The organism is Corynebacterium genitalium ATCC 33030, from assembly GCF_000143825.1.
Lineage (GTDB): Bacteria > Actinomycetota > Actinomycetes > Mycobacteriales > Mycobacteriaceae > Corynebacterium > Corynebacterium genitalium.
In genome coordinates this window covers 951,478-972,451 of sequence record NZ_CM000961.1, presented here as the reverse complement: position 1 = coordinate 972,451, position 20,974 = coordinate 951,478, and the positions used below count along the sequence as shown (strand labels likewise).

Here is a 20,974-nt window from a genome sequence, read left to right as displayed (position 1 = left end):
TAGACCCGGTCCGCCGCCCCACCGGCCAAAAGCAGGCGAAGCGGAGAGCTAGACCGAGATCTCGCCGTCGACCGCCTTGCGGGCAATGTCCTTCCGGTAGAAGGAACCGGGCAGCTCGATCTGCTCGATGGTGCGGTAGGCGTCTGCGGTGGCGTCGGCAAGAGTGGCGCCGGTGCCGACGACGTTGAGCACGCGACCGCCCGCAGAGACGTATCGCGCCGCAGCATCGTCGGTAGAGGTAGCGGATGCGGCGACGCCGGCGTGGAGGACGCGGGAAGGATCGTCGAGAAGCGTGGGGTCGGATGTGGTGATCGGGTCGCCCTTGCGCGGCGACTCCGGGTAGCCCTCCGCGGCCAGCACGACGGTCGCGGCGTAGCCGTCCTTCCACTTCAGCGGCGGAAGGTCGGCGAGGGTGCCGGTGGCGGTGGCGTACAGGACGTCCGCGAGCGGGGTGTCCAGCAGGGCGAGCACGGCCTGGGTCTCCGGGTCACCGAAGCGCGCGTTGAACTCCACCACCGACGGGCCGTCGGCACCCCACGCCAACCCGGCGTACAGCAGTCCCGAGTACGGGGTGCCGCGGCGCACCATCTCGCGCGCGACCGGCTCGACGACCTCAGTGACGATGCGCTGCACACCGTCCTCCGGCAGCCACGGCAACGGAGCGTACGCGCCCATGCCGCCAGTGTTGGGGCCTTCGTCGTTGTCGTAGGCACGCTTGTTGTCCTGAGCGGGCAACAAGGGGACGACAGTTTCGCCGTCGACAAGGCAAAACAGCGACACCTCCGGCCCAGACAGGAACGTCTCCAGCAGCACTGGGTTACCGTCGGCGATAACGGCCTTAGCGTGCGCGACAGCCTCGCGGACATCATCAGTGACCACGACGCCCTTGCCGCCGGCGAGCCCGTCATCCTTCACCACGAAGTTGGGGCCGAAGTTCTTCAGCTCGACCTTCACCTGGTCCGGATCGGTCACGCGCTTCGACCGCGCCGTGCGCACGCCTGCAGTCGCCATGACCTCCTTGGCGAAGACCTTCGACCCCTCCAGCCGCGCTGCCTCCTGCGACGGTCCGAACACAGGAATGCCAGCCTCCCGCAGCGCGTCCGCGACACCGGCAACGAGCGGTTGCTCAGGGCCAATGACCACCAGGTCAGCATCGATGTCGCGGGCAAGCGTGACGACGGCACTGCGATCGTCGACAAGCACCTCATGTCTCTCCGCCTGCATGCCGGGGTTGCCGGGCGCCACATGAACCTCGTGGCCAGACAGGGCATGTACAAGGGCGTGTTCGCGGCCGCCCGAGCCGATAACAAGGATGCGCATGCGCCCAATTCTATCGCTACCCTGGGCGGGTATGAGCACAGTGTTTACCAAGATCATCGACGGAGAACTGCCCGGCCGCTTTGTCTACCGCGACGACCACGTCGCCGCCTTCCTCACCATCGAGCCGGTCGCGTACGGCCACACGCTGATCGTCCCGGTGCAAGAAGTGGACAAGTGGACCGACCTCGACCGTGACACGTGGGCACACGCCAACGACATCGCCCAGGAAATCGGCCAGGCCGTGATCAACGCGTTCGGGTCCGAACGCGCCGGCTACCTCATCGCCGGTTTCGAGGTCCCGCACGCCCACATTCACGTCTTCCCCGCCAACGACATGTCCGGCTACAGCCTGCAGAACATCATGCGCGCCGACGAGACCGACGACGCGAAGATGGACGACGCCGCTGCGAAACTCCGCGAGCAGCTGGGCACAGGCGAGGACGGCCGCCGCGTCTAAACCCGTCTAGGCGTCGGTGTGCGCGCCCGCCTTTGGCAGGCTGATCGTGAACTTCGTGCCCACGCCCTGCTCCGAAGCCACACTGATCGCGCCGCCGTGCTGCTCAACGATCGATTTGGTGATCGCCAGCCCCAGCCCTGACCCGCCGCCGCTCTTGGAGCGGTTGCGGGAAGTGTCGGCGCGGTAGAAGCGCTCGAAGATGTGCGCGGCGTCCTCTTTGCTCATGCCGATGCCATCGTCAGCGACGTCGACGTACACACGGTCGAGGTAGTCGCGCACCGTCACGGTGACGTTGGCATCGTCGCCCGCGTGCTTGAACGCGTTGCTGATCAAGTTGAGCACCACTTGGTGCAAGCGGTCTGGGTCGCCTGAGACGAGCGGAATGTCGCTGGATTCGTGCGTCACGGCCAGGTTGCGGCCGCTGAACGCCGCGCGCGCAGAGTCCGCGACGGAGCAGACGAGTTCGAGCATGTCCACGTCGCGCATGTTCAGCCGCGCCCCCTCCGCGCGTGTGAGCGCGAGCAAATCCTCGACGAGCAGCTTCATGCGGCCGGACTCTTCGTCGATCTTGGACAGGACCATGTCGGCGTCATCGGTCGCCCCGGCGCGGTACAGCTCGGTGTAACCGCGCACGCTGGTCAGTGGGGTGCGCAGCTCGTGGGAGGCGTCGCCAACGAAGCGGCGCATCTGTTCCTCTTTCTGCCGCGACTCGTCGAGGGTCTCCTGCAGTTGGCTGACCATGGTGTTCATTGCGAAGCTCAGCCGGCCGTATTCAGTGTCGCGCGGCCAGGCGGGTGCGCGGCGGTTGATGTCGCCGTCGCCAATCGCGATCGCGGTATTCTCCAGCTCTTTGAGCGGCAGCAGCGCGCGGCGCACGTAAATCGTTCCTGCGGCACCCATCATCGCCAGCACAATGACGCTTATCGACGCCAAAATCACCGCCAACCCCTCCAACATCCTCCTCTCCCCATCAAGGCGTTTGGCTACCGCGGTGATCGTCCCGTCAGGCGCCTCGATCGCGATGATGCGGAACATGGGCGGGTTGGGTTCCTGCGGGCCCGACGGGTCGACAGGAAGAGCGCGCACGGTGTGCGGCATCCGGTCGCGCTCGACATTGGGCAGGTCAGGGATGCGGTCGGAAGTGTTCATCATCCTGTACCCTCCGGCGGGGCTGAAATAGATCAGCATGAACTCCGTCGGCAGATTGGATGCGGTGGTCACATCCGGGCCCATTCCGCGGCTTAGGCCCCAGCTGTCGAGGCCGCGGTACAGGTCAGTGTCGACACGCTCGTAGATCTGGTTGCGGGTCAACCCCCACACTGCGACTGACATGCCAGCGAGACCCAGACCCGAGATCACCATGAGAATGATCAGCAGGCGGGTACGCAGGCGCAGGTGAGAGACCCGGCCCGTCGCGATCCGGGTGAAAGTGGTGCTTCGCTCCAACGACTAACCCTGTGAGACCTTCCGCTAACCCCGGCCGGCTAGCTCTGCTGGCGCGGCGTGCGAAGCACGTAACCCACACCACGGACCGTGTTGATCAGCTGCGGCTCGCCCTGATCAACCTTGCGGCGCAGGTAGGAAATGTAGGACTCCACCACGTTGCCGTCGCCGCCGAAGTCGTAGTGCCACACGTTGTCCAGGATCTTCGCCTTCGACAGCACCACTTCCGCGTTGAGCATGAGGTAGCGCAGCAGGTTGAACTCCGTGGGGGACAGCTCCACGATCTCGCCGGCCTTGGTGACTTCGTGGGTGTCGTCGTTCAGCGTCAAGTCGGCGTAACGGATCGTGGAGTCCCCGGTCTCGGTCTCGGTCACGTTGCCGCGGCGCAAAATCACGCGCAGGCGAGTGATGACTTCTTCCAGCGAGAACGGCTTGGTCACATAGTCATCCGCACCGATGGTCAGGCCGTGGATGCGGTCCTCGACAGCGTCCTTCGCGGTGAGGAACAGCACAGGCGCATCGAGGCCCTCGGCACGCAGCTTGCCCAACAGCTCGAAACCATCCATGCCCGGCATCATCACGTCGAGGATGTAAGCCTCCGGCTTGAGCTCCCGCGCCATCTCGAGAGCCTGCTGGCCAGACTCGGCCGACTCGACCTCAAAACCCTGGAACTTCAGGGAAACGGTGAGCAACTCGACGATGTTCGGCTCGTCGTCGACAACGAGCACCTTGACGTTCTGCGGGGTAGGCGTATCAGCCATGGGTGGTTCCTCTCTTTCCGTTCGCGCGACAAGCACGCGCGTTTCCAGAGCAAGTAAACAACGTCTTGCTGAACGTTTGCTGTACGTCCACTGTACACCTAATCCGCATTCAGTCCGTGTTCAATCCGGGGCATGTCACCAGCGAAACCGGTTCCCTCGCGGCCAAAAGTGACCCTGGGGCCTGTGGATAGAAAAAGTTATCCACAATTTTGTTTTCGCAGCTCTGCCCCCGCCCGTCCCCTTTCGCTCTTAGTGCCCGCGTCACGCACGCTCGCCGAGCAGCGCATTGTCGCTTCAGCAGCGCCCGCGGGAGTGCCGGTTCCCTCGGAGGTGAAGATTTTTCGCGCTTTTTTAGCCCCTTTACCTGGAGTTTTGAGGGGTCTAGCGTGTTCGCCATGGGACTCGACAACCTCATCTCAGCACTGACCACCAACGCTCTTGACCACTTGAAAGACTTCGACCGCCAGAAGCTTCTCAGCGCAGGATTCTCCGAAGCAACCATCCGCAACTGGAAACGCGTCCACGAGGCGTACTACGGTCCCACCACCTCCCCCGCTAAGCAGAGAACGGCGGGGGAAGTGGCGAGGAGGCGGGGTTTGAGCGTCGATAAGCTTGCGCTCATTGAGCGCCAGATCGCGAAGATCAAAAGCCCCAAAGCACGCAACAAGCTGCGCGTGCGGCTGCTCGAATCCGCGGGCGACTACCGGGCACTCAACGCGCTGGTAAAGAAGCTCCTCCCCGGGGCCGACACGCCGCCGCAGAAGCGGATCACCATCTCCGGCTCGCGCCACGGGCGGCGCACCATGATCATCACCGCAGACGAGCACGACATCGCCGACCTCGAAGCAGCGTTGATGAACAAGGCCCTCGACGCCACACGGCCCGTCGCCGGGCAACTGCTCGAACGCTTCCTCGACCTGATACGCAACGGCGGCGGAGTCCCGTACGCCGTGCCCAGACCACTGTTGCTCATCCCGCTGCCCGAATGGACGAAGATCCTCAGCGGCCACGGCGACGACGTCACCCTCGGACTGACCAACGGCACCACCATCACCGGCGCCGAGTACCTTGCCCGCTACCACGCGAAACCTGAGTACGGTCTCGAGGCCGCCCTATTCCACCCCACGGAAGGCGCAGTGAACCTCTACCGCGACGAGCGCTTCGCCAACCAGAAACAGCGCGACCTTGCCGCCGCGACGCAGCCCGTCTGCACCAGCCCCGACTGCCGGCACGCCGCCGACCACTGCGAAATCCACCACATCACGCCGTGGAAAGACGGCGGGGAAACCAACATCGGCAACCTCGCACCGTTGTGCCGCTACCACAACCGCGTCAACGACGATGACCCGCAGCGCGCCACCCGCGGCCGCATCGAAATGCGCGGCGGCACCCCAGTATGGGTCTCCCCCAGGGGTTACGAACGCCCCAATAACCGACACCCGTACGGCGCGATGCGTTCACTGTTCGGCCCGCCCCGCGCTGGCGCGGAGACGGTGGGGGCGACGGCGGCGTAGGCGTCGATAAGCAAGAAACGAGCTGGAGACGAGACTTGAACTCGCAACCTACGGTTTACAAGACCGTTGCGCTACCGATTGCGCCACTCCAGCAACCGCACCCGCACAAAAACGGCAGGCGCTGACCCGAAATCATACAAGGGGCTGACCCCGGGGGACAAAAGACGGGTTCTTTCACACAGAAACCTGCCGCGGCAGTTAGTGTGTCGGTGTGACAACGGTGTTGAAGAACTTGCGGGAGGCGTTGCGCTCCTCCGGCCCAGTGGCGACCATTGACCAAGCCCGCACGTCGCCCCCGCCGTCGGTGCTCGCGCCCGTCGACCTGACCGACCCGGCACAGGTCGCCGCGGTGATGACCATCGGCGCGCGCGTCGGCGAGATTCTCATCGCCAACGGCACAACCAGTTCGGACGCGAAAGCGCAGATCCACGCCGTCACATCGTCGTACGGCCTGCACTACTGCCACGTGGACATCACGCTGAACACCATTACCGTCAACTCGCTGATCGGCACCGCCCGCAAGCAGCCGGTGGGCGTGTTCCGCGTCGTGTCCGACATGTCGGAGAACTACTCCAAACTCCAGGAAGTCGACCGTCTGATCCGCTCGATCCGCGCCGGTGCGACGCCGCCGGAGATGGCGGAGAAGATTCTCGACGACCTGTACAACGCCAAACCGCCCTACCCGCTGTGGGTCTCCATCGCCGGATGGTCGATTATGGGCGCGGCCATCTCGATCTTGCTCGGCGGCGACTGGTTCATGTCGGTGCTGGGTGCGTTCACCGCCGCCCTGATCACCTCGATCAACGCGTGGCTGGGGAAGAAAGAGCTGCCGTACTTCTATCATTGCGTCCTCGGCGGTTTCGTAGCCACGGTGCCCGCCACCTTGTTCTACACCCTGGCCGCCCGGGCTGGCACAACCATTGTGCCCAGCCAGGTCATCGCAACAGGCATCGTGGTCTTGCTCGCCGGTTTGACACTGGTGCAATCACTTCAAGACGGTGTCACGGGATCACCAGTGACAGCGTCGGGGCGTTTCTTCGCAGCGCTTCTCAACACCGGCGCGATCGTCGCGGGCGTAGCCATAGGCATTCAAGTCGCGGACCTATTCGGTGCCGGTTTGCCGCCGATCGAGACGCAACCGCCAACTCCGACGTACAGTTCCGCCGCCGTGCGCATCTTCGGTGGCACAGCCGCCGCCGCCGGTTTCGCGCTTGCTGTTTACGCCGAACGACGCGCCATCGTGGTCACCGCTGTGACCGCTTTCATCGGTGGCTTCGCGTACTACGCCGTGCTCATTCCCTTCGGCTCCGGCCGGTTGTTCGCCACCGCGATTTGTGCGGTCATGGTCGGCTTAGCCGGTGGTTTGCTCGCCCGCCGCTTCCTGATCGCCCCCCTGATCACCGCAGTCGCCGGCGTGACCCCGTTCCTGCCGGGTTCAGGTGTCTACCGCAGCATGTACGCACTGCTCAACGAACAAACCGTTCTTGGTTTGAATAACCTCTTCTTGGCCATCGGCACGTGTCTGGCGCTGGCCGGTGGCGTGGTCCTCGGCGAGTGGTTCGCCCGCCGCCTGCGCCGCCCGCAGCTGTTCAACCCGTACCGTGCCTTCCGCGCCGCCGGGCGCGTGACGTTCCAGCAGATTCGTCGCGCCGAGCAAGCCGCTTCTCGACGACTCAGCGAGCAGGCCGCCCGCAACCTGGCCAAGAACCAGGCCAAAAACCAAGCCAAGATTCAGGCCAAGACCCAATCAAAGAATCAGTCGAAGGGGCAAACCGAGACGCATACCGGAGTTCAGTTCAAATCTAAGTCTGAACCCAAGACGGAGCCCAAAGCGCAGCCTGACGTCCGGCCGACTGATTAGACACTAACCACCTTGGATCCAACGCCCCGGCGCAGGTCCCAGCGCCTAACGGGATAGCGTAGAATAGACAGGTCTCTACCCGCCGCAGTTGCCCGGCCAGAAACCAGGAGGTTTTCACGTGCCACCCAAGATCACCGATAGCCGCCCGAACCCGGACGCCGTCCACACGGTTGAGGAGCAAACTGCTTCTGGGGCTCGCAAGGTCGTGGCCACCTACTCGGAGAATCTTGTTGACGGCGTGACCCTGATGTGCATGCTCGGCATCGAACCCGAGGGCTTGGTGTACAAGCAGTTCGCTGAGGATTACGAGGCAGAACTGGAGCAGTCCGGTTCTGCCTCCGCGAACGACAGTGACGACGGTGACGGCACCGCAGCCAAGAAGGCAACGAAGAAGTCTGCGAAGAAAACCGCCGAGAAGGCGGCAAAGAAGTCCACCAAGAAGGCCTCGAAGAAGACCACCAAGAGGGCGACGAAGACGGCCAAGAAGACGACAAAGAAGGCCGCGAAAAAGTCTGCGAAGAAGACCACTAAGAAGGCGGCGAAGAAAACCGCAAACTCTTCCGGCAGCGACAGTTAAGGGACTGGCAGTCTCATGAGCGGCGACAACCAGTTTGTGGTGGTGGCAAACCGCCTCCCGGTCGACCGGGTGGACGGCCAGTGGGTGGCGTCGCCAGGCGGGCTCGTTGCGGCGCTCGCCCCGGTGCTCAAGCGCAACAGCGGTTGCTGGGTCGGATGGCCGGGCGAACCTGACGCCAGCTTCGAGCCGTTTGAAAATGACGGCATCACCCTCCACCCGGTCGAGTTGGACCAGGATGATTTCGAGGAGTTCTACGAGGGCTTTTCCAACTCGACGTTGTGGCCGCTGTACCACGACCTCATCGTGAAGCCGACCTACGACCGTTCGTGGTGGCAGCGCTACAAAGCCGTGAACAAGAAGTTCGCGCAAGCAGCAGCAAGCACTGCCGGCAAAGGCGCGACGGTGTGGGTGCAGGACTACCAGCTGCAGCTGGTCCCCGGGATGCTCAAAAAGCTGCGCCCAGACCTGACAATCGGATTCTTCCTGCACATCCCCTTCCCCAGCCCAGACTTGTTCCGCCAGCTGCCGTGGCGCCGCGACGTGCTCCGCGGCCTGGAGGGCGCAGACCTCATCGGGTTCCAACGCAAGCGCGACGAGATGAACTTCACGGACCTCGCCGCCCAGGACCCGCACGCCACAACGCCGCGCACCGGCACGTTTCCCATCTCGATCGAGACCGGTGACGGCGGTTTCAGCCCGGCGGATGAGAAGGATATCTCGCAGGTCCGCGGCTCCCTGGCGAACCCGCGCACGCTCATGCTCGGCGTCGACCGGCTTGATTACACCAAAGGCATCCTCCAGCGTCTCACCGCGATCGAAGAGTTGCTGCAGGAGGGCCGGCTCGATTCCATCGCAATGATTCAGGTGGCTACCCCCTCGCGCGAGCGCATCGCCAGCTACAAGACCACCCGCGCGGGTGTTGAGGAAGCAGTCGGCCGCATTAACGGCCGCTACGGCAAGCTCGGCCGCCCGGTCGTCCACTACGAGCACCACTCGGTTCCGAAGTCTCAGCTGCGCAGCTACTACTCCGCCGCCGACATCATGCTGGTGACACCGTTCAAGGACGGGATGAACCTCGTCGCGAAAGAGTACGTCGCCTGCCACCCGGACGGTTCCGGGGCGCTCGTGCTCTCGGAGTTCGCCGGAGCGGCCGTCGAGCTGGACCAGGCTCACCTGTGCAATCCGTTCGATATTGAGTCGGTGAAGGGGGCGATTGTGGAGGCCGTCGATAAGCAAGGTTCGACCGAAGCGCGCGACGCGATGCGTGCGATGAATGAGCACGTGACTACTCACGATGTCGCTGCATGGGCGGAGTCTTTCCTCGACGAGTTGGCCCGCGCATGAAGCGCGGAGCTGCTGCCATCGCCGTCGCTGCCGCCGCCGCGCTCGCCGGCTGTTCCGCACCGACCCACCCGCTGGCGGGCACGACCTGGGAGATCGTCGCCGTCTACACCGACCCCGACTTCCCGGGCGACGTGCCGCTCGACGCCGCCGGCCGCGCGGTCATCGTGTTCGGCCGCGAGTCGCTCACGGCTCGGACGGGGTGCGCGCCGCTGCAGGCGGGGGCGTCGATAAGCGATAGCGACGTGCAGCTGCGCGGCGTCACCACCGGCAAGCTCGACAGCGACTGCGCCGGCGGATCCCGCCGCCTGCACACCCAGCTTTCTGAGATCCTCGTCCCCGACGCGGAGTTCGACCTGCGGCGGTACGGTGAGGATGAAATCACCCTGACCGCCCGCCGCGGTGACGGGATCGACCTCAATCCCCCGACGATAAGGCTGGTCGCACGATGACGGACGCGTTCGACCCACGCCCCGCACTCGACTCTCTTGCGCGCACCAAGAAGCTGCTGGTCTGCGTTGATTTCGACGGCACGATCTGCGAGCTGCACACCGATGCCTACGCCGTCACGCCCAACCCGGACGCGATCGCCGCGCTGGAGGATTTGTCGCTCATGCGCGATACGACGGTCGCAGTGCTATCCGGGCGCCACCTCGATGGGCTGCGGATCGTGTGTCCGCTTGACGCGCCGGTGATTCTCGTCGGCTCACACGGTGCGGAGCCGACGGAGGGTGGGCCGCAGCTCGATGGGGCGCAACGCGCGTATCTCGATCGCGTGAGCGCGCGGCTGAACGAGATCGTCGCCGGCAGCGCCCCAGCGTTCGTGGAAAATAAGCCGTACCAGCGCGTTCTACACGTCGCGAAGCTCGCGGAATCCGATCCCGCGCGCGCCCAATCGCTTATCGACGCAGCCCTCGCCCTCTCCCCCGACACCCTCCACGGCAACGCCGGCTCGCCCGGGCACAATGTCGTCGAGTTCTCCGTCGTCGACACGACAAAGGGCACCTGGCTCGGCGCCGAGAAACAAAAACACACCGCGACCCTGTTCGCCGGTGACGACGTGACTGACGAAACCGCCCTGACCGTTCTCGACCCCGCGGCCGGCGATGTGGGGATCAAGATCGTCCGCAGTGCAGCCAGAGGTACCGCTGCAGATGCTGCAACTGGCGATAGCGCCACAGTAGATACCGCGGCGCAGTTCCGGCTCGGCGGTGTCGCCGAGATGGCCGACTACCTGGTCACTCTCGCGGCGGCGCGACGGTCCGCCCTGGGCTGAACCGGGTCGGCAGGATAACGCGCGGGATGTCCGCGTCCGGGCTCGCACTGGCCGCCCCGGATGGAGCGGCGGTGTCGTCGAGGTTGGCGTCGATAAGCTTGGCCAGCACTTTGCCCACCGTCGCCCCTTTGCGCTTGTTCGGCTGAATGACGGTGGTGAGGCCGCGCGTGAGCGCCGGCGCGACTCCGTCAAACCCCGTGACAGAGACATCCCCGGGCACGTCCCATCCTTGGGTAGCGCAATAATCCAGCACGCCCAGCGCCATGGAGTCGGTGGTGCAGAGGACCGCGGTGAGGTCGGGGGATGCGTCGAAAAGCTCGCGAGCGGCATCGACTGCAGTCGCATGGTCATTGAAATGCCTGGTCACGATCGGCACCCCGGAAATCTCTGCGCCTGCGAACACATCGAGCGCACCGAGGATGCGCTCACGCTGCACGTGCATGTCCGCCTCCGCGACGTCCGCCGCGGTGACGGCGCCTTCGCGTGACTCGTCCGAGAACAGGCGTTTCGCGGCAATGCCGATCCGCTGGTGCCCGGCCCCCACAAGCGCTTCGGCGGTCGCGCGGATCGCGGCCCGGTCGTCGATGCCGACGAACGCGTCGCCGGTGTCGTACGGCTGGTCGCACACCACCACCGGCACGCCGCGTGCACGCACGGCATCCAGGTGGGGTTCGGCAGACGGAACGGAGTAGACGACGAAGCCGTCGACAAGCGCACTGGCGACCAGCGGTGACTCGCCTCCATCCGGACCAAGCGGGATGAGCGTGAGCGCGTTGTGCGTGCCCATCGAACTCTCACCGAGCCCCGCGAGAAAGTCGATCGACGCCAGATCCTCGAACGCGAACGACATGTGCTCGGTGAGAATCACCCCGATCGCCCCGACCCGCCGCGTGCGCAACGACCGCGCCATCGGGTCCGGACCGGTGTACCCGCGCGCAGCCGCCGCAGCGAAAATGCGCTCCCGCAGCACATCTGACAACTGGTCGGGCCGGTTGTACGCGTTCGACACTGTCGTGCGCGAGACCCCCAACTCAGCAGCGATGGATGCGAGCGTGCCCTTCTTCTGCATCATGCGACTACCGTACTGTCTATGGTGAACAGGGTGATTGTGAACCGCCGTACCCTTACCAGCAACGGAACCGAGCGCCGCTACACGGAGGTGCTGCCGGACTCGCCGCGCCCCGGCGCGCCCGTGGTTCTGTTTCTGCACGGTTCGCTGCAATCCGGCAGCGTCGCGCGCAACTTCACGGGCAACACGTTCGACGAGTTCGCCGACCGCGGCTGCGTGGTGCTGTATCCCGACGGCGTGGGGCGGCACTTCAACGACCATCGCGTCGGATTCCAGGAACGCGCGCGCCGCGAGCTTGTCGACGACACCGCCTTCCTCACCACCCTGATCTCCCACTACGAAACCGACCGGGTGATCGGCTGCGGCTTTTCCAACGGCGGCCAGATGGTGCAGCGTTTCGCGCTCGAGCGCCCGGGAGTACTCAGCGGCATCGCGTGCTTCGGTTCGCCGTGGCCGGCCGCGGACAACGTTCTGCCCGAGCTGCGCCCGCTTTACGACGCCTGGTCCCCCACCCCCGTCCTCTCCATCCAAGGCACCGCCGACCCGCTCGTCCCCTACGACGGCGGCATGTCCGGGATCGGTGACACGAACCGCGGTCAGGCTCGTGCGGCGCTCGAGTCGGCACGTTTCTTCGCCACGCTCAACGGGCTGGGCGAGGATGCCGAGCCCGTCTCCGCGCAGCCCGTCAGCGGCGTGCGCGTGGACCGTTTCGGCCCCGGCGCACCCGGCTCCCCAGCGGTCGATGCTGCCAGCGGCGCGGCACCCGTCGAGCTGTGGACCATCGAAGGCATGGGCCACCTCGTCCCCAACCCGAAGCAGATGAGCGACAAGCTCGGCCCCGGCACCGACAAGGTGGTCGGCGCGGAGATCGTTGCGAACTTCTTCGGGCTGTAGCGCCAGCCCGAACTACTGCACGCGGCGCTGGCGGGCGAACTCGCTGAGCACCACGCCCGCGGCAACGGATGCGTTAAGGGATTCGACCCAGTCCGCGGTGGGGATCGACATGATGACGTCGCAGTTCTCGCGAACCAGCCGCGAGATTCCCTTGCCTTCAGAACCAACGACGATGACCACCGGGTCGGTGGCGCCGTCGAACGTGTCCAGGGTGTGCTCGCCGCCGGCGTCGAGTCCGACGACCATGTAGCCGTTGTCCTTGAACTCCTTGATGGTGCGGGTGAGGTTGGTGGCGCGGGCAACGGGGAGACGGGCGGCGGTGCCGGCGGAGGTTCGCCACGCAACGCCCGTCACCTGGGCAGAACGACGCTCCGGAATGATGACGCCGTGACCACCGAACGCCGCCGCCGAACGAATGACGGCACCCAGGTTGCGGGGGTCGGTGATGTTGTCCAGGACGACGAACATGCCGGTCTCGCCACGGTCGCGCACACCCCCGATCAGGTCGAAAACGTCGGCGTACTTGTACGGCTGGATCTTCAGGCCGATCCCCTGGTGCAAGGTGTTGCCGGTCATGTTGTCCAGGTCGCGGCGAGGCACCTCGTGGACAGGGATGCCGCGGGTGTTGGCCATCTGGACGGCCTCGCTCAGCCGGTCGTCGTGGCCGGTGCCCTGCGCGATGAGCAAAGCTTCCGACGGCACCTTCGCATGCAGGCACTCCACCACGGGGTTGCGGCCGACGACTAGGTCGGCCTCCTCGCGCTCGTGCCGTCCGGAGTCGCGGCGCTGCCGCTCCAGCTTGCGCTTGTGCGCGGCGTGATAGACGCGGTCCTCCGCTTTCGGGGTCGGGCCCTTGCCGGCGAGGCCGCGGCGGCGCTGACCACCGGACCCCTTAGTCGCGCCCTTCTTGTTCTTCTTCTGCTTGTCGGGCCGGTCGTACGGTTTAGCCATTGTTGTTCTCCTTCAGGGACCATTGTGCGCCGTCGGCGGTGTCCGTGACCTCAATGCCGGCTTCGGTGAGGCGGTCGCGCACAGCGTCGGCAGTTGCCCAGTCCTTTGCGGCACGCGCCTCAGCGCGGCGGTCCAGCTCGGCGCGCACAAGCACGTCCAGCGCCTCAGTCACTCGGGCGGTGTCGGCGGAATCAGAGCCGGCGCCGGCGCGGCCTGCCCACTCAACCGGATCAACACCCAGCACGCCTGCCATAGCGCGGACTGCTCCGGCGAGACGCGTCGCTTCGTCGGTGTCGCCGGCGGCGAGCGCCTTGTTCGCGGCGCGGACCGTGTTGTGAATCTCGGCCAAGGCGCGCGGGACGCTGAAGTCCTCGTTCATCGCGTCTGCAAAAGCGTCAGTCCACTGGCCCGGTTCAACGGGGGCGAGGGCGCTGGCCCGGGTGATAAGGTCCTCGATGCGTCGATAAGCAACTGCCGCTTCTTGCAGCGCTTCCGGCGAATATTCGAGCACGCTGCGGTAATGCGCGGAACCCAGGTAGTAGCGCAGCTCGACAGGGCGCACCGCCTCAAGCATGCGGTCGATGGACAGCACGTTGCCGAGCGACTTCGACATTTTCTCGCCGGCCATGGTGACCCAGTGGTTATGCATCCAGTAGCGGGCGAAGCCGTCGCCGGCGGCGTGCGACTGAGCCTGCTCATTCTCGTGGTGCGGGAACTTCAGGTCGAGGCCGCCGCCGTGAATGTCGAAGGACTCGCCCAGGTACCACGTCGACATCGCGGAGCACTCCAGGTGCCAGCCCGGGCGGCCGTCACCCCACGGGGTAGGCCAGCTCGGCTCACCAGGCTTCGCCGCCTTCCACAGCGCGAAGTCGTGCGCGCCTCGCTTGCCGCGGTTGTCTGTCTCGCCCTGCTCCATGTCCTCGACGCGGTTGCCGGACAGCGACCCGTAGTCGCCGCCGGCTGCGACCCACGCCGCAACGTCGAAGTAGACAGAACCGTCCGCCGCATACGCGTAGCCGTTGTCCATCAACCGCTGCATGTAGTCGACCATCTGCGTGACATGCCCCGTTGCGCGCGGCTCAACACTCGGCGGGAGCACGCCCAGCGTCTCATAGGCGCGGCTGAATTCGCGCTCGTACGTGGACACCCACTCCCACCAGGGGCGGTCGTGTTCCGCTGCCTTGGTGAGGATCTTGTCGTCGATGTCAGTGACATTGCGCACGAATGCCACATCGTTGCCGTTCGCAGCGAACCAGCGGCGCACAATGTCGAACGCGACTCCGGAACGCAGGTGCCCGATGTGCGGCGAGGACTGCGGGGTCGCGCCGCACAGGTAGATGGACACGTGTCCATCTCGGAACGGCTCGAAGGCGCGGAGCGTGCGGGTGGCGGTGTCGAAAATCTGCTGAGTCACGTACCTAGTCTGCCAGATGCGCGCTCTCAGGCCCGCTTATCGACGCCGTCGCCCCCTCAAGGCTGCTCCACCAACGCCGTCGCAATGGCCGCCCGGCCTTCGCCCGAGCCGGTGAATCCCATGTGGTCGGTCGTGGTCGCACTCACGGAGACCGGCGCACCGAGCGCCTCGGACAGGGTGCGCTCCGCCTCTTCGCGCACGGGCCCCATCTTCGGGGTCTGCGCGATCAGCTGGGCGGACACGTTGACCACGGTGTAACCGGTCGACTCCACAAGCCCACGCAGCTCGGTGAGCAGCTGCACACCCGTCACGCCCGCGTACTCGGGGCGTCCGACGCCGACGAAGCTGCCCAAGTCCCCAAGCCCCGTCGCCGACAGCACCGCGTCCACGATCGCGTGCGAGACGACGTCACCGTCGGAATGCCCTTCGCAGCCGTCAACCCCCTCGAAGTTAAGTCCCGCGATCCAGCAGGGTTTACCGGACTGGATCTGGTGGGCGTCGAAAGCTGTGCCGACACGCAAGCGCGAAGTACTCATGCGCTCCGATCCTAGCTACAGCTGGCGGTTAGCTGCCGGGGACGGTGAAGACGGTCGGCTCTGCCTCGTCCGTGATGCGCTTGGCTAGGACCAGGTCGATCGGCGTGGTGATCTTGAACGCCATCGGGTCGCCCTGCACGGTGGCGACGGGGACGCCGAACCATTCCATGAGACTCGCGTCATCCGTCGGCACAAAGCCCGTAGCACCAGCAGCGCCCTTACCGAAGTAAGCCTCGTTCGCGGCGCGCAGCGTCTCCAGGTCGAACCCTTGCGGCGTCTGCACGGCGCGCAGGCTAGAGCGGTCGGGGGTGTCCACGACGGTGCCAGCGGCGTCAACACGTTTGATGGTGTCAGCGACGGGGAGGACGGGAATCACTGCGGGCGCGCCAGCAAGGACCTCCATGGCCACGCGGGCGATCATGCCCGGCGGGGTCAGGGCGCGAGCGGCATCGTGGATGAGGACGGCGGAGGTGGCAAGCTCGTCGATAAGCGAAACTGCTTTGATGCCCTCCCACACGGAGCCTGCGCGCTCGCCGGCGCCGTGGATGAACTGGACATCGTGCCCGTGCAGCAAACGGCGCGCCAGCGGTTCCATGTCGGGGCTGACGATGACGCCAATGTGGTCGACGATTTCGGACGTCTCCATCGCTGCAACGGAGCGTTCCAGCAGCGTGCGCCCCCGCAGTGGAACGTACGCTTTCGGGATGTCGGCGCCGAGGCGCGTGCCGCGGCCGGCTGCGGCGACAAGGGCGACGACGCGGCGTTTAGTCGTCCTCATCCGGGTCGTCGAAGCTCAGGTCGTCGAGGTCGACATCATCGTCCGGGTCGATGTCGTCGCTCGGCTTAGCCACAAGCCCCTGCTCGACGTGGCGGGCGATGATCGACTGGATTTCCTTTTCCATGTCGTCGGCCTTCGCCTCATCGATCGGCTCCGCAAGCGCGAGCTCGCCGACGAGGATCTGGCGGGCCTTACCCAGCATGCGCTTCTCACCGGCGGACAGGCCACGGCCCTGGTCGCGGCGCCACAGGTCGCGCACAACCTCGGCGACCTTGTTGATGTCGCCCGATGCCAGACGCTCCTGGTTCGCCTTGTAGCGGCGGGACCAGTTGCCAGCTTCCTCAACGTCGGTCTCGCGCAGCACGGAGAAGACTTTGCGCAGGCCATCCTCGTTGACCACGTCGCGCACGCCGACCAGCTCCGCGTTCTTCACCGGGACACGCACGGACAAGTCGGACTGCAGGATGTTCAGCACGAGGAAGTCGAGGGTCTCCCCGCCCATCTCCCGCTGCTCGATGTCCGCGATCCGCGCAGCACCGTGGTGCGGGTAGACCACCACTTCTCCGACCTTGAAATCCACTGGCATCTCCTTGCAGACAGCTCGGGCACACTGACCAATAACTCCACGATTCTAACATCGCTACCCGGTCCGCGATTGCGCAGTGTGCTTGACGACGGCGCGCTGCCACCCCGGAAAGCCGGCGTGCACCGCGCGCACACCACACCCGGTTACCCCCGGTTGACCCCTGTTCTGGCGTGGGGAAGATCTCGGGGGCAGCGCAAAACTGTGAATTAGGGGCCAGGAAAGACTAAGGTAAACCGGTGATACGCCCAGAATTCCCCGTAATTCGTGATTGTTCGTAATGGAGGACATCGACGTGAAGTCCCTGAAGTCTGTCGCCCGCCGCGGCGGCGCAGTTTCTGTTGCAGCTGTTTCCGCGCTGCTGCTCGCAGCGTGCTCGGCAGGCCAGATCACCCAGACCTCTTCTCAGGTTGCGGCCGTCAACGGTGCCAGCGCCCAGACTGAGGACGGCTCCGTCACCGTCCAGGACGTCACGGTCCTCCTCGACGAGAACGGCGAAGCGGCCCTGAAGTTCACGGCGTCGAACCAGGACTACCAGATGCACGAGCACAAGCTGCAGTCCATCGAGGTCGACGGACAGTCTGTGCAGATGGATTCGACGGAGCCGATGGGCTACAACTGCAACATCGTCGGTGATTCCGCCGACGGCCTGGAGCAGATGCCGCAGTCGACCGACACCACGGCCTGCGTCGAGTACGTCGAGACCGCCCTGGACAACAAGGACTTCGCTTACGGCGGCAACATCCCGGTGACGTTCACGTTCGACTCCGGCACCATCGATATCACCGCTACCGTGGCTGCGCCGACACTCGAGTCCGGCGACTCCGTCCGCCAGCCGGAGCTGGAGGAGTCCGGCCACGGTAGTGCCAAAGAAGCACAGTAACTAGCCTTTGGCCAAGAAGCGCACCGTCTACACCTGCTCTGAGTGCGGCTATTCCTCCCCGAAGTGGCTCGGCCGCTGCCCGGAATGCGGCGCGTGGGGCACCCTCGCCGAATCAGCCGCCCCTGTTTCCGCGGCCTCCGGCGCAGGTTCGGCGCGCCCGCGAGTGTTGACGCCGTCGTCAGCGGCGCAACCCATCACCAAAGTCAACGCCACTGCGGCGCATCGCTTATCGACGGGCATCGGCGAGCTCGACCGCGTCCTCGGCCGCGGCATCGTCCCCGGATCGGTGGTCCTGCTCTCCGGCGAGCCGGGCGTGGGAAAGTCGACGCTGTTGCTGGAGGTGGCGTCGAAATGGGCTTCCGCCGGTGCCGACGGTGCCGACGGTGAACCGCGCACCGCGCTGTACGTGACCGCAGAAGAGTCCGCTTCCCAGGTCCGCGGCCGCGCTGAACGCACCGGAGCTCTGCAAGACCGCCTGTTCCTGGCGGCGGAATCGAACCTGGATGTCCTGTTCGGCCATGTCGACCAGGTCAAACCCGATCTGCTGATCGTGGACTCGGTCCAGACGATGCAGGCGCCCGGTGTGGAAGGCGTCGCTGGCGGTGTCGCTCAGTCGCGTGCGGTGACGGCAGCTCTGACGAGCCTGGCGAAGTCGACGAACCTGCCGATCCTGCTGGTCGGCCACGTCACTAAGGACGGCAACGTCGCTGGCCCGCGCGTGCTGGAGCACTTGGTCGACGTTGTCCTCAACTTCGAGGGTGACCGCCAGACGAGCCTGCGCATGCTGCGCGGGCTGAAGAACCGCTTCGGCGCGACCGATGAGGTCGGCTGCTTCGAGCAGACCGCCGACGGTATCCGCGAGGTTCCTGACCCGTCTGGATTGTTCCTCTCCCACCGCGGCCAGACCCCCGACGGTTCTGCGGTCACGGTGGCGATCGACGGCGTGCGTCCCATCCTCGCGGAGGTCCAGGCGCTCACCGTCGACCCGGTGAACAAGTCGCCACGCCGCGTGGTCACCGGCCTGGACTACAACCGCGTCCCCATGGTGCTCGCGGTCCTCCAGGCCCGCTGCGGGGAGCGCACCAATGACAAAGACGCCTACGTCGCCACGGTCGGCGGTGTCCGCATTACGGAGACGGCCACTGACCTCGCTGTCGCGCTGGCCACCTGGTCGAGTTTGCACAACACGCCGCTGCCGCCGCGCACCGTCGTCATCGGCGAGGTGGGCTTGGCCGGCGAGCTGCGCCGCGTGCCCTCCCTGGACCGTCGCCTGGCGGAGGCGTCTCGTCTCGGTTACGAGAACGCGATCGTCCCCGGCGGCTCCAAGGGTCCGGCGAACCAGCACGGGATGCGTGTGGCGGAGGTGGGGTCGCTGAAGGAGGCGATTGGTGTCGTCGATAAGCGTATGCTCGGGTGATTATGACCAGCATGCGCGAAACTCTCCTGCGTCTCGCCCCGGGCACTGAGCTGCGCGACGGACTTGAGCGCATCAAGCGCGGCCACACGGGCGCGCTCATCGTGCTTGGCGACGGCCCCGACGTCACCCCCATCTGCGACGGCGGCATCGAGTTCGACGTGCCGTTCTCTCCGACGCTGCTGCGCGAGCTGTCCAAGATGGACGGCGCGGTCCTTCTGTCCGAGGACGGCACCCGCATCACGCGGGCGAACGTGCAGCTTGTGCCGTCGCCGACGTTCCCAACATCCGAGACCGGCACGCGCCACCGCGCGGCTGAACGCACTGCGCTGCACACGGGCACGCCGGTGGTGTCGGTGTCGGCGTCGATGAATATTGTCACCGTTTACGCCGCCGGGAAACGCCACGTCATCGAGGAGCCCGGTGTGATGATGACGCGTGCGCGGCAGGCGATTGCGACAGTGGAGCAGTACCGTTCGCGCGTCGATAAGGCGAACCAGCGCCTCGCGGTGGCCGAGATGAACCGCTACGCCGCTGTCGAAGACGTGCTGCATCTGCTGCAACGCCAGCTGCTGCTGCAGCGCGCCGCCCGCGATGTCGACGACCAGATCATTGAGCTGGGCACCGACGCCCGCCAGCTGCGCCTCCAGCTCAGCGAACTGCGCGGCACAATCGACGATGACATTGAGATGCTCGTGTGCGACTACATCGTCACCGACGGCGTTCCGCACGCCGAGCTTATCGACGGCGCCTTGCGCGACCTCGAGAACCTCCCCGACTCCGACCTACTCACCTCGGCGGCGCTGGCGCGCCTGCTCGGCCTGCCCGCAACGGAAGAGAATTTGGTCGAATCGGTCACCCCGCGCGGCTACCGCGTGCTGTCGCGTATCCCGCGGGTGCAGAAGTTCCTCATTGACCACATCGTGGAAGAGTTCGGCGACCTGGACGCCATCCGCGCAGCTGAACCGGAACAGCTCGCGGTGGCGGAGCACGTCTCGCCGCTGTGGGCGCGCCACATTACGGAGGGTCTGCGCCGACTTAGCTGACTCTAGGAGGTGGCTCGTCTAGCTCCTAGTTGATGTTGAAGGTGACGCCCTCAGAGGCGTTGTCGCCGAGCGAGACCGAAGCGACGTAGGCGCCCGGCGCGACCGGCTCACGTGCCGAGCACTGGCCCGGCGAGGACCCCAGGCGCGACCAGGTTGCGCTGAAGTGGCGGGACTCACCGGCGGGGAAGGTCTGCTCACCGTTGATCACCGGGTCGTAGCAGTCGGTGTCGCCCCAGACGGGCTGGAAGCCTTCGCGGCCGATGGCGTAGACCTCGAAGCGCAGCTTATCCTCGGTGGCGTCGATATCGCAGTCGGCACCGGTGGGGTTTTTCACCTCGACGGTGATGTCCGGCTGATCCTCCGGATCCGAGCTGTCGAAGGCGGTCTTGTTCACCTTCACGGTCAGCTGCAGGTCCTCGAGCTCGCAGGTCTTCTTGGAGGCCAGGGCAGCCTCGTCGGGCTTGTCGGATTCGCTTTCGGACGGCTCCGTGGAATCTTCGTCCGTGGACTTGGTCTCGGTTTCTGTCTCTGTCTCCGTGGCGGATGCGCCCGGGTCCGGTTCGGTCGGGGTGGTCACCATTGTCTCCGGCGCGGTTGTGGTGGGCTGTTCCGGCTCGTCGGAACCGGAGCGCGCGAACGCAGTTAAACCCCACACCACCAGCGCTGCCACGGCGAGGAGGATGACCAACGCAGCGACCCTGCGGCGAACGTAGACCTCCTGCGGGAGGCGCTGCGGGGACCGCACGGGGCGAGTCTCAGTGACTCGTGCAGAGTCACGCGCGTCACCGCGCTCCGGGCGCCGCGGCTGGCGCGGGGTGTAACTGTCTCGTCGGGGCGGTTGGTGGCTCACGCCTGT

At 65.7% G+C, this 20,974-nt stretch carries 21 protein-coding genes and 1 tRNA gene; 11 read left to right on the top strand and 11 right to left on the bottom strand.

From position 1 onward, the window contains the following. Positions 1 to 48 precede the first annotated feature (48 nt). A complete protein-coding gene (purD, locus tag HMPREF0291_RS04515) occupies positions 49 to 1,320 on the bottom strand; it encodes a phosphoribosylamine--glycine ligase (RefSeq protein ID WP_005288625.1) in 1,272 nt (423 codons plus the stop codon). A 31-nt stretch (positions 1,321 to 1,351) separates the two neighbouring features. On the opposite strand from purD, the gene HMPREF0291_RS04510 reads away from it, so the two are divergent. Then, entirely contained in the window at positions 1,352 to 1,777 is a 426-nt protein-coding gene (locus HMPREF0291_RS04510) for an HIT family protein (protein ID WP_005288622.1), read from the top strand. Positions 1,778 to 1,783: 6 nt separating this feature from the next. On the opposite strand, the gene HMPREF0291_RS04505 is transcribed toward HMPREF0291_RS04510, so the two are convergent. Together HMPREF0291_RS04505 and HMPREF0291_RS04500 are read right to left on the bottom strand one after the other, a co-directional pair. Further along, positions 1,784 to 3,223, bottom strand: coding sequence for a sensor histidine kinase (locus tag HMPREF0291_RS04505; protein WP_005288620.1), 1,440 nt, complete (start codon positions 3,221 to 3,223; stop codon positions 1,784 to 1,786). Between the two features lie 38 nt (positions 3,224 to 3,261). Next, positions 3,262 to 3,981: a response regulator transcription factor gene (locus tag HMPREF0291_RS04500; RefSeq protein ID WP_005288616.1), complete on the bottom strand. Its 720-nt coding sequence runs from the start codon at positions 3,979 to 3,981 to the stop codon at positions 3,262 to 3,264. Positions 3,982 to 4,376: 395 nt separating this feature from the next. Between HMPREF0291_RS04500 and HMPREF0291_RS04495 the strand changes: the two genes are divergently transcribed. Then, positions 4,377 to 5,495 (top strand): HNH endonuclease signature motif containing protein, encoded by a 1,119-nt coding sequence (locus tag HMPREF0291_RS04495; protein WP_005288613.1) that lies wholly within the window; start codon positions 4,377 to 4,379, stop codon positions 5,493 to 5,495. Positions 5,496 to 5,515: 20 nt separating this feature from the next. On the opposite strand, the gene HMPREF0291_RS04490 is transcribed toward HMPREF0291_RS04495, so the two are convergent. Next, positions 5,516 to 5,588 (bottom strand) — tRNA-Thr (locus tag HMPREF0291_RS04490). A gap of 118 nt (positions 5,589 to 5,706) precedes the next feature. Here HMPREF0291_RS04490 and thrE point away from each other — a divergent pair. The 5 genes from thrE (at position 5,707) to otsB (ending at position 10,550) form a co-directional block, all read left to right on the top strand. Continuing rightward, on the top strand, positions 5,707 to 7,356 hold the full coding sequence (thrE, locus tag HMPREF0291_RS04485; RefSeq protein WP_232210324.1) for a threonine/serine exporter ThrE: 1,650 nt from the start codon (positions 5,707 to 5,709) through the stop codon (positions 7,354 to 7,356). 118 nt (positions 7,357 to 7,474) lie between these two features. Next, the gene (locus HMPREF0291_RS04480; RefSeq protein ID WP_005288605.1) at positions 7,475 to 7,933 is read left to right on the top strand and encodes a hypothetical protein; all 459 of its coding nucleotides are present in this window, start codon (positions 7,475 to 7,477) and stop codon (positions 7,931 to 7,933) included. Positions 7,934 to 7,948: 15 nt separating this feature from the next. Next, positions 7,949 to 9,277, top strand: a complete 1,329-nt coding sequence (locus HMPREF0291_RS04475; RefSeq protein WP_005288601.1) for an alpha,alpha-trehalose-phosphate synthase (UDP-forming) — start codon at positions 7,949 to 7,951, stop codon at positions 9,275 to 9,277. After that, complete coding sequence (locus HMPREF0291_RS04470) at positions 9,274 to 9,726, top strand: hypothetical protein (protein ID WP_005288596.1); 453 nt, start codon at positions 9,274 to 9,276, stop codon at positions 9,724 to 9,726. The genes HMPREF0291_RS04475 and HMPREF0291_RS04470 overlap by 4 nt, the downstream gene beginning before the upstream one ends. Then, positions 9,723 to 10,550, top strand: coding sequence for a trehalose-phosphatase (gene otsB / locus HMPREF0291_RS04465; protein ID WP_005288593.1), 828 nt, complete (start codon positions 9,723 to 9,725; stop codon positions 10,548 to 10,550). Before HMPREF0291_RS04470 ends, otsB begins: the two co-directional genes overlap by 4 nt. Here otsB and HMPREF0291_RS04460 read toward each other — a convergent pair. Beyond that, on the bottom strand, positions 10,513 to 11,622 hold the full coding sequence (locus tag HMPREF0291_RS04460; RefSeq protein WP_005288590.1) for a LacI family DNA-binding transcriptional regulator: 1,110 nt from the start codon (positions 11,620 to 11,622) through the stop codon (positions 10,513 to 10,515). The two genes, otsB and HMPREF0291_RS04460, sit on opposite strands and share 38 nt — an antisense overlap. A gap of 18 nt (positions 11,623 to 11,640) precedes the next feature. Here HMPREF0291_RS04460 and HMPREF0291_RS04455 point away from each other — a divergent pair, with 18 nt between their 5' ends. Then, positions 11,641 to 12,513: a CE1 family esterase gene (locus HMPREF0291_RS04455; RefSeq protein ID WP_005288587.1), complete on the top strand. Its 873-nt coding sequence runs from the start codon at positions 11,641 to 11,643 to the stop codon at positions 12,511 to 12,513. A gap of 12 nt (positions 12,514 to 12,525) precedes the next feature. On the opposite strand, the gene rlmB is transcribed toward HMPREF0291_RS04455, so the two are convergent. Genes rlmB through HMPREF0291_RS04430 form a run of 5 tightly spaced genes read right to left on the bottom strand, consistent with a single transcriptional unit; the run spans position 12,526 to position 16,772 of the window. Next, positions 12,526 to 13,464: a 23S rRNA (guanosine(2251)-2'-O)-methyltransferase RlmB gene (gene rlmB / locus HMPREF0291_RS04450; RefSeq protein WP_005288584.1), complete on the bottom strand. Its 939-nt coding sequence runs from the start codon at positions 13,462 to 13,464 to the stop codon at positions 12,526 to 12,528. Beyond that, positions 13,457 to 14,878: a cysteine--tRNA ligase gene (gene cysS / locus HMPREF0291_RS04445; RefSeq protein WP_005288581.1), complete on the bottom strand. Its 1,422-nt coding sequence runs from the start codon at positions 14,876 to 14,878 to the stop codon at positions 13,457 to 13,459. The genes rlmB and cysS overlap by 8 nt, the downstream gene beginning before the upstream one ends. Positions 14,879 to 14,934: 56 nt before the next feature. Then, the gene (gene ispF, locus HMPREF0291_RS04440; protein ID WP_005288579.1) at positions 14,935 to 15,414 is read right to left on the bottom strand and encodes a 2-C-methyl-D-erythritol 2,4-cyclodiphosphate synthase; all 480 of its coding nucleotides are present in this window, start codon (positions 15,412 to 15,414) and stop codon (positions 14,935 to 14,937) included. 28 nt (positions 15,415 to 15,442) lie between these two features. Further along, positions 15,443 to 16,192 carry a 2-C-methyl-D-erythritol 4-phosphate cytidylyltransferase gene (gene ispD / locus HMPREF0291_RS04435; protein WP_005288576.1) on the bottom strand — a complete coding sequence of 250 codons (750 nt, stop codon included), beginning with the start codon at positions 16,190 to 16,192 and terminating at the stop codon, positions 15,443 to 15,445. Next, on the bottom strand, positions 16,179 to 16,772 hold the full coding sequence (locus HMPREF0291_RS04430) for a CarD family transcriptional regulator (protein WP_005288573.1): 594 nt from the start codon (positions 16,770 to 16,772) through the stop codon (positions 16,179 to 16,181). The genes ispD and HMPREF0291_RS04430 overlap by 14 nt, the downstream gene beginning before the upstream one ends. 283 nt (positions 16,773 to 17,055) lie before the next feature. On the opposite strand from HMPREF0291_RS04430, the gene HMPREF0291_RS04425 reads away from it, so the two are divergent. From HMPREF0291_RS04425 to disA, 3 genes are read left to right on the top strand one after another with little or no spacing between them, the layout of a single operon-like run. After that, positions 17,056 to 17,658: a hypothetical protein gene (locus HMPREF0291_RS04425; RefSeq protein ID WP_005288571.1), complete on the top strand. Its 603-nt coding sequence runs from the start codon at positions 17,056 to 17,058 to the stop codon at positions 17,656 to 17,658. A 7-nt stretch (positions 17,659 to 17,665) separates the two neighbouring features. Then, positions 17,666 to 19,075, top strand: a complete 1,410-nt coding sequence (radA, locus tag HMPREF0291_RS04420) for a DNA repair protein RadA (RefSeq protein ID WP_005288569.1) — start codon at positions 17,666 to 17,668, stop codon at positions 19,073 to 19,075. Between the two features lie 2 nt (positions 19,076 to 19,077). Then, complete coding sequence (disA, locus tag HMPREF0291_RS04415; protein WP_040424201.1) at positions 19,078 to 20,118, top strand: DNA integrity scanning diadenylate cyclase DisA; 1,041 nt, start codon at positions 19,078 to 19,080, stop codon at positions 20,116 to 20,118. A 25-nt stretch (positions 20,119 to 20,143) separates the two neighbouring features. On the opposite strand, the gene HMPREF0291_RS04410 is transcribed toward disA, so the two are convergent. Continuing rightward, positions 20,144 to 20,968, bottom strand: a complete 825-nt coding sequence (locus HMPREF0291_RS04410; RefSeq protein ID WP_232210323.1) for a hypothetical protein — start codon at positions 20,966 to 20,968, stop codon at positions 20,144 to 20,146. Between the last annotated feature and the right edge of the window lie 6 nt (positions 20,969 to 20,974).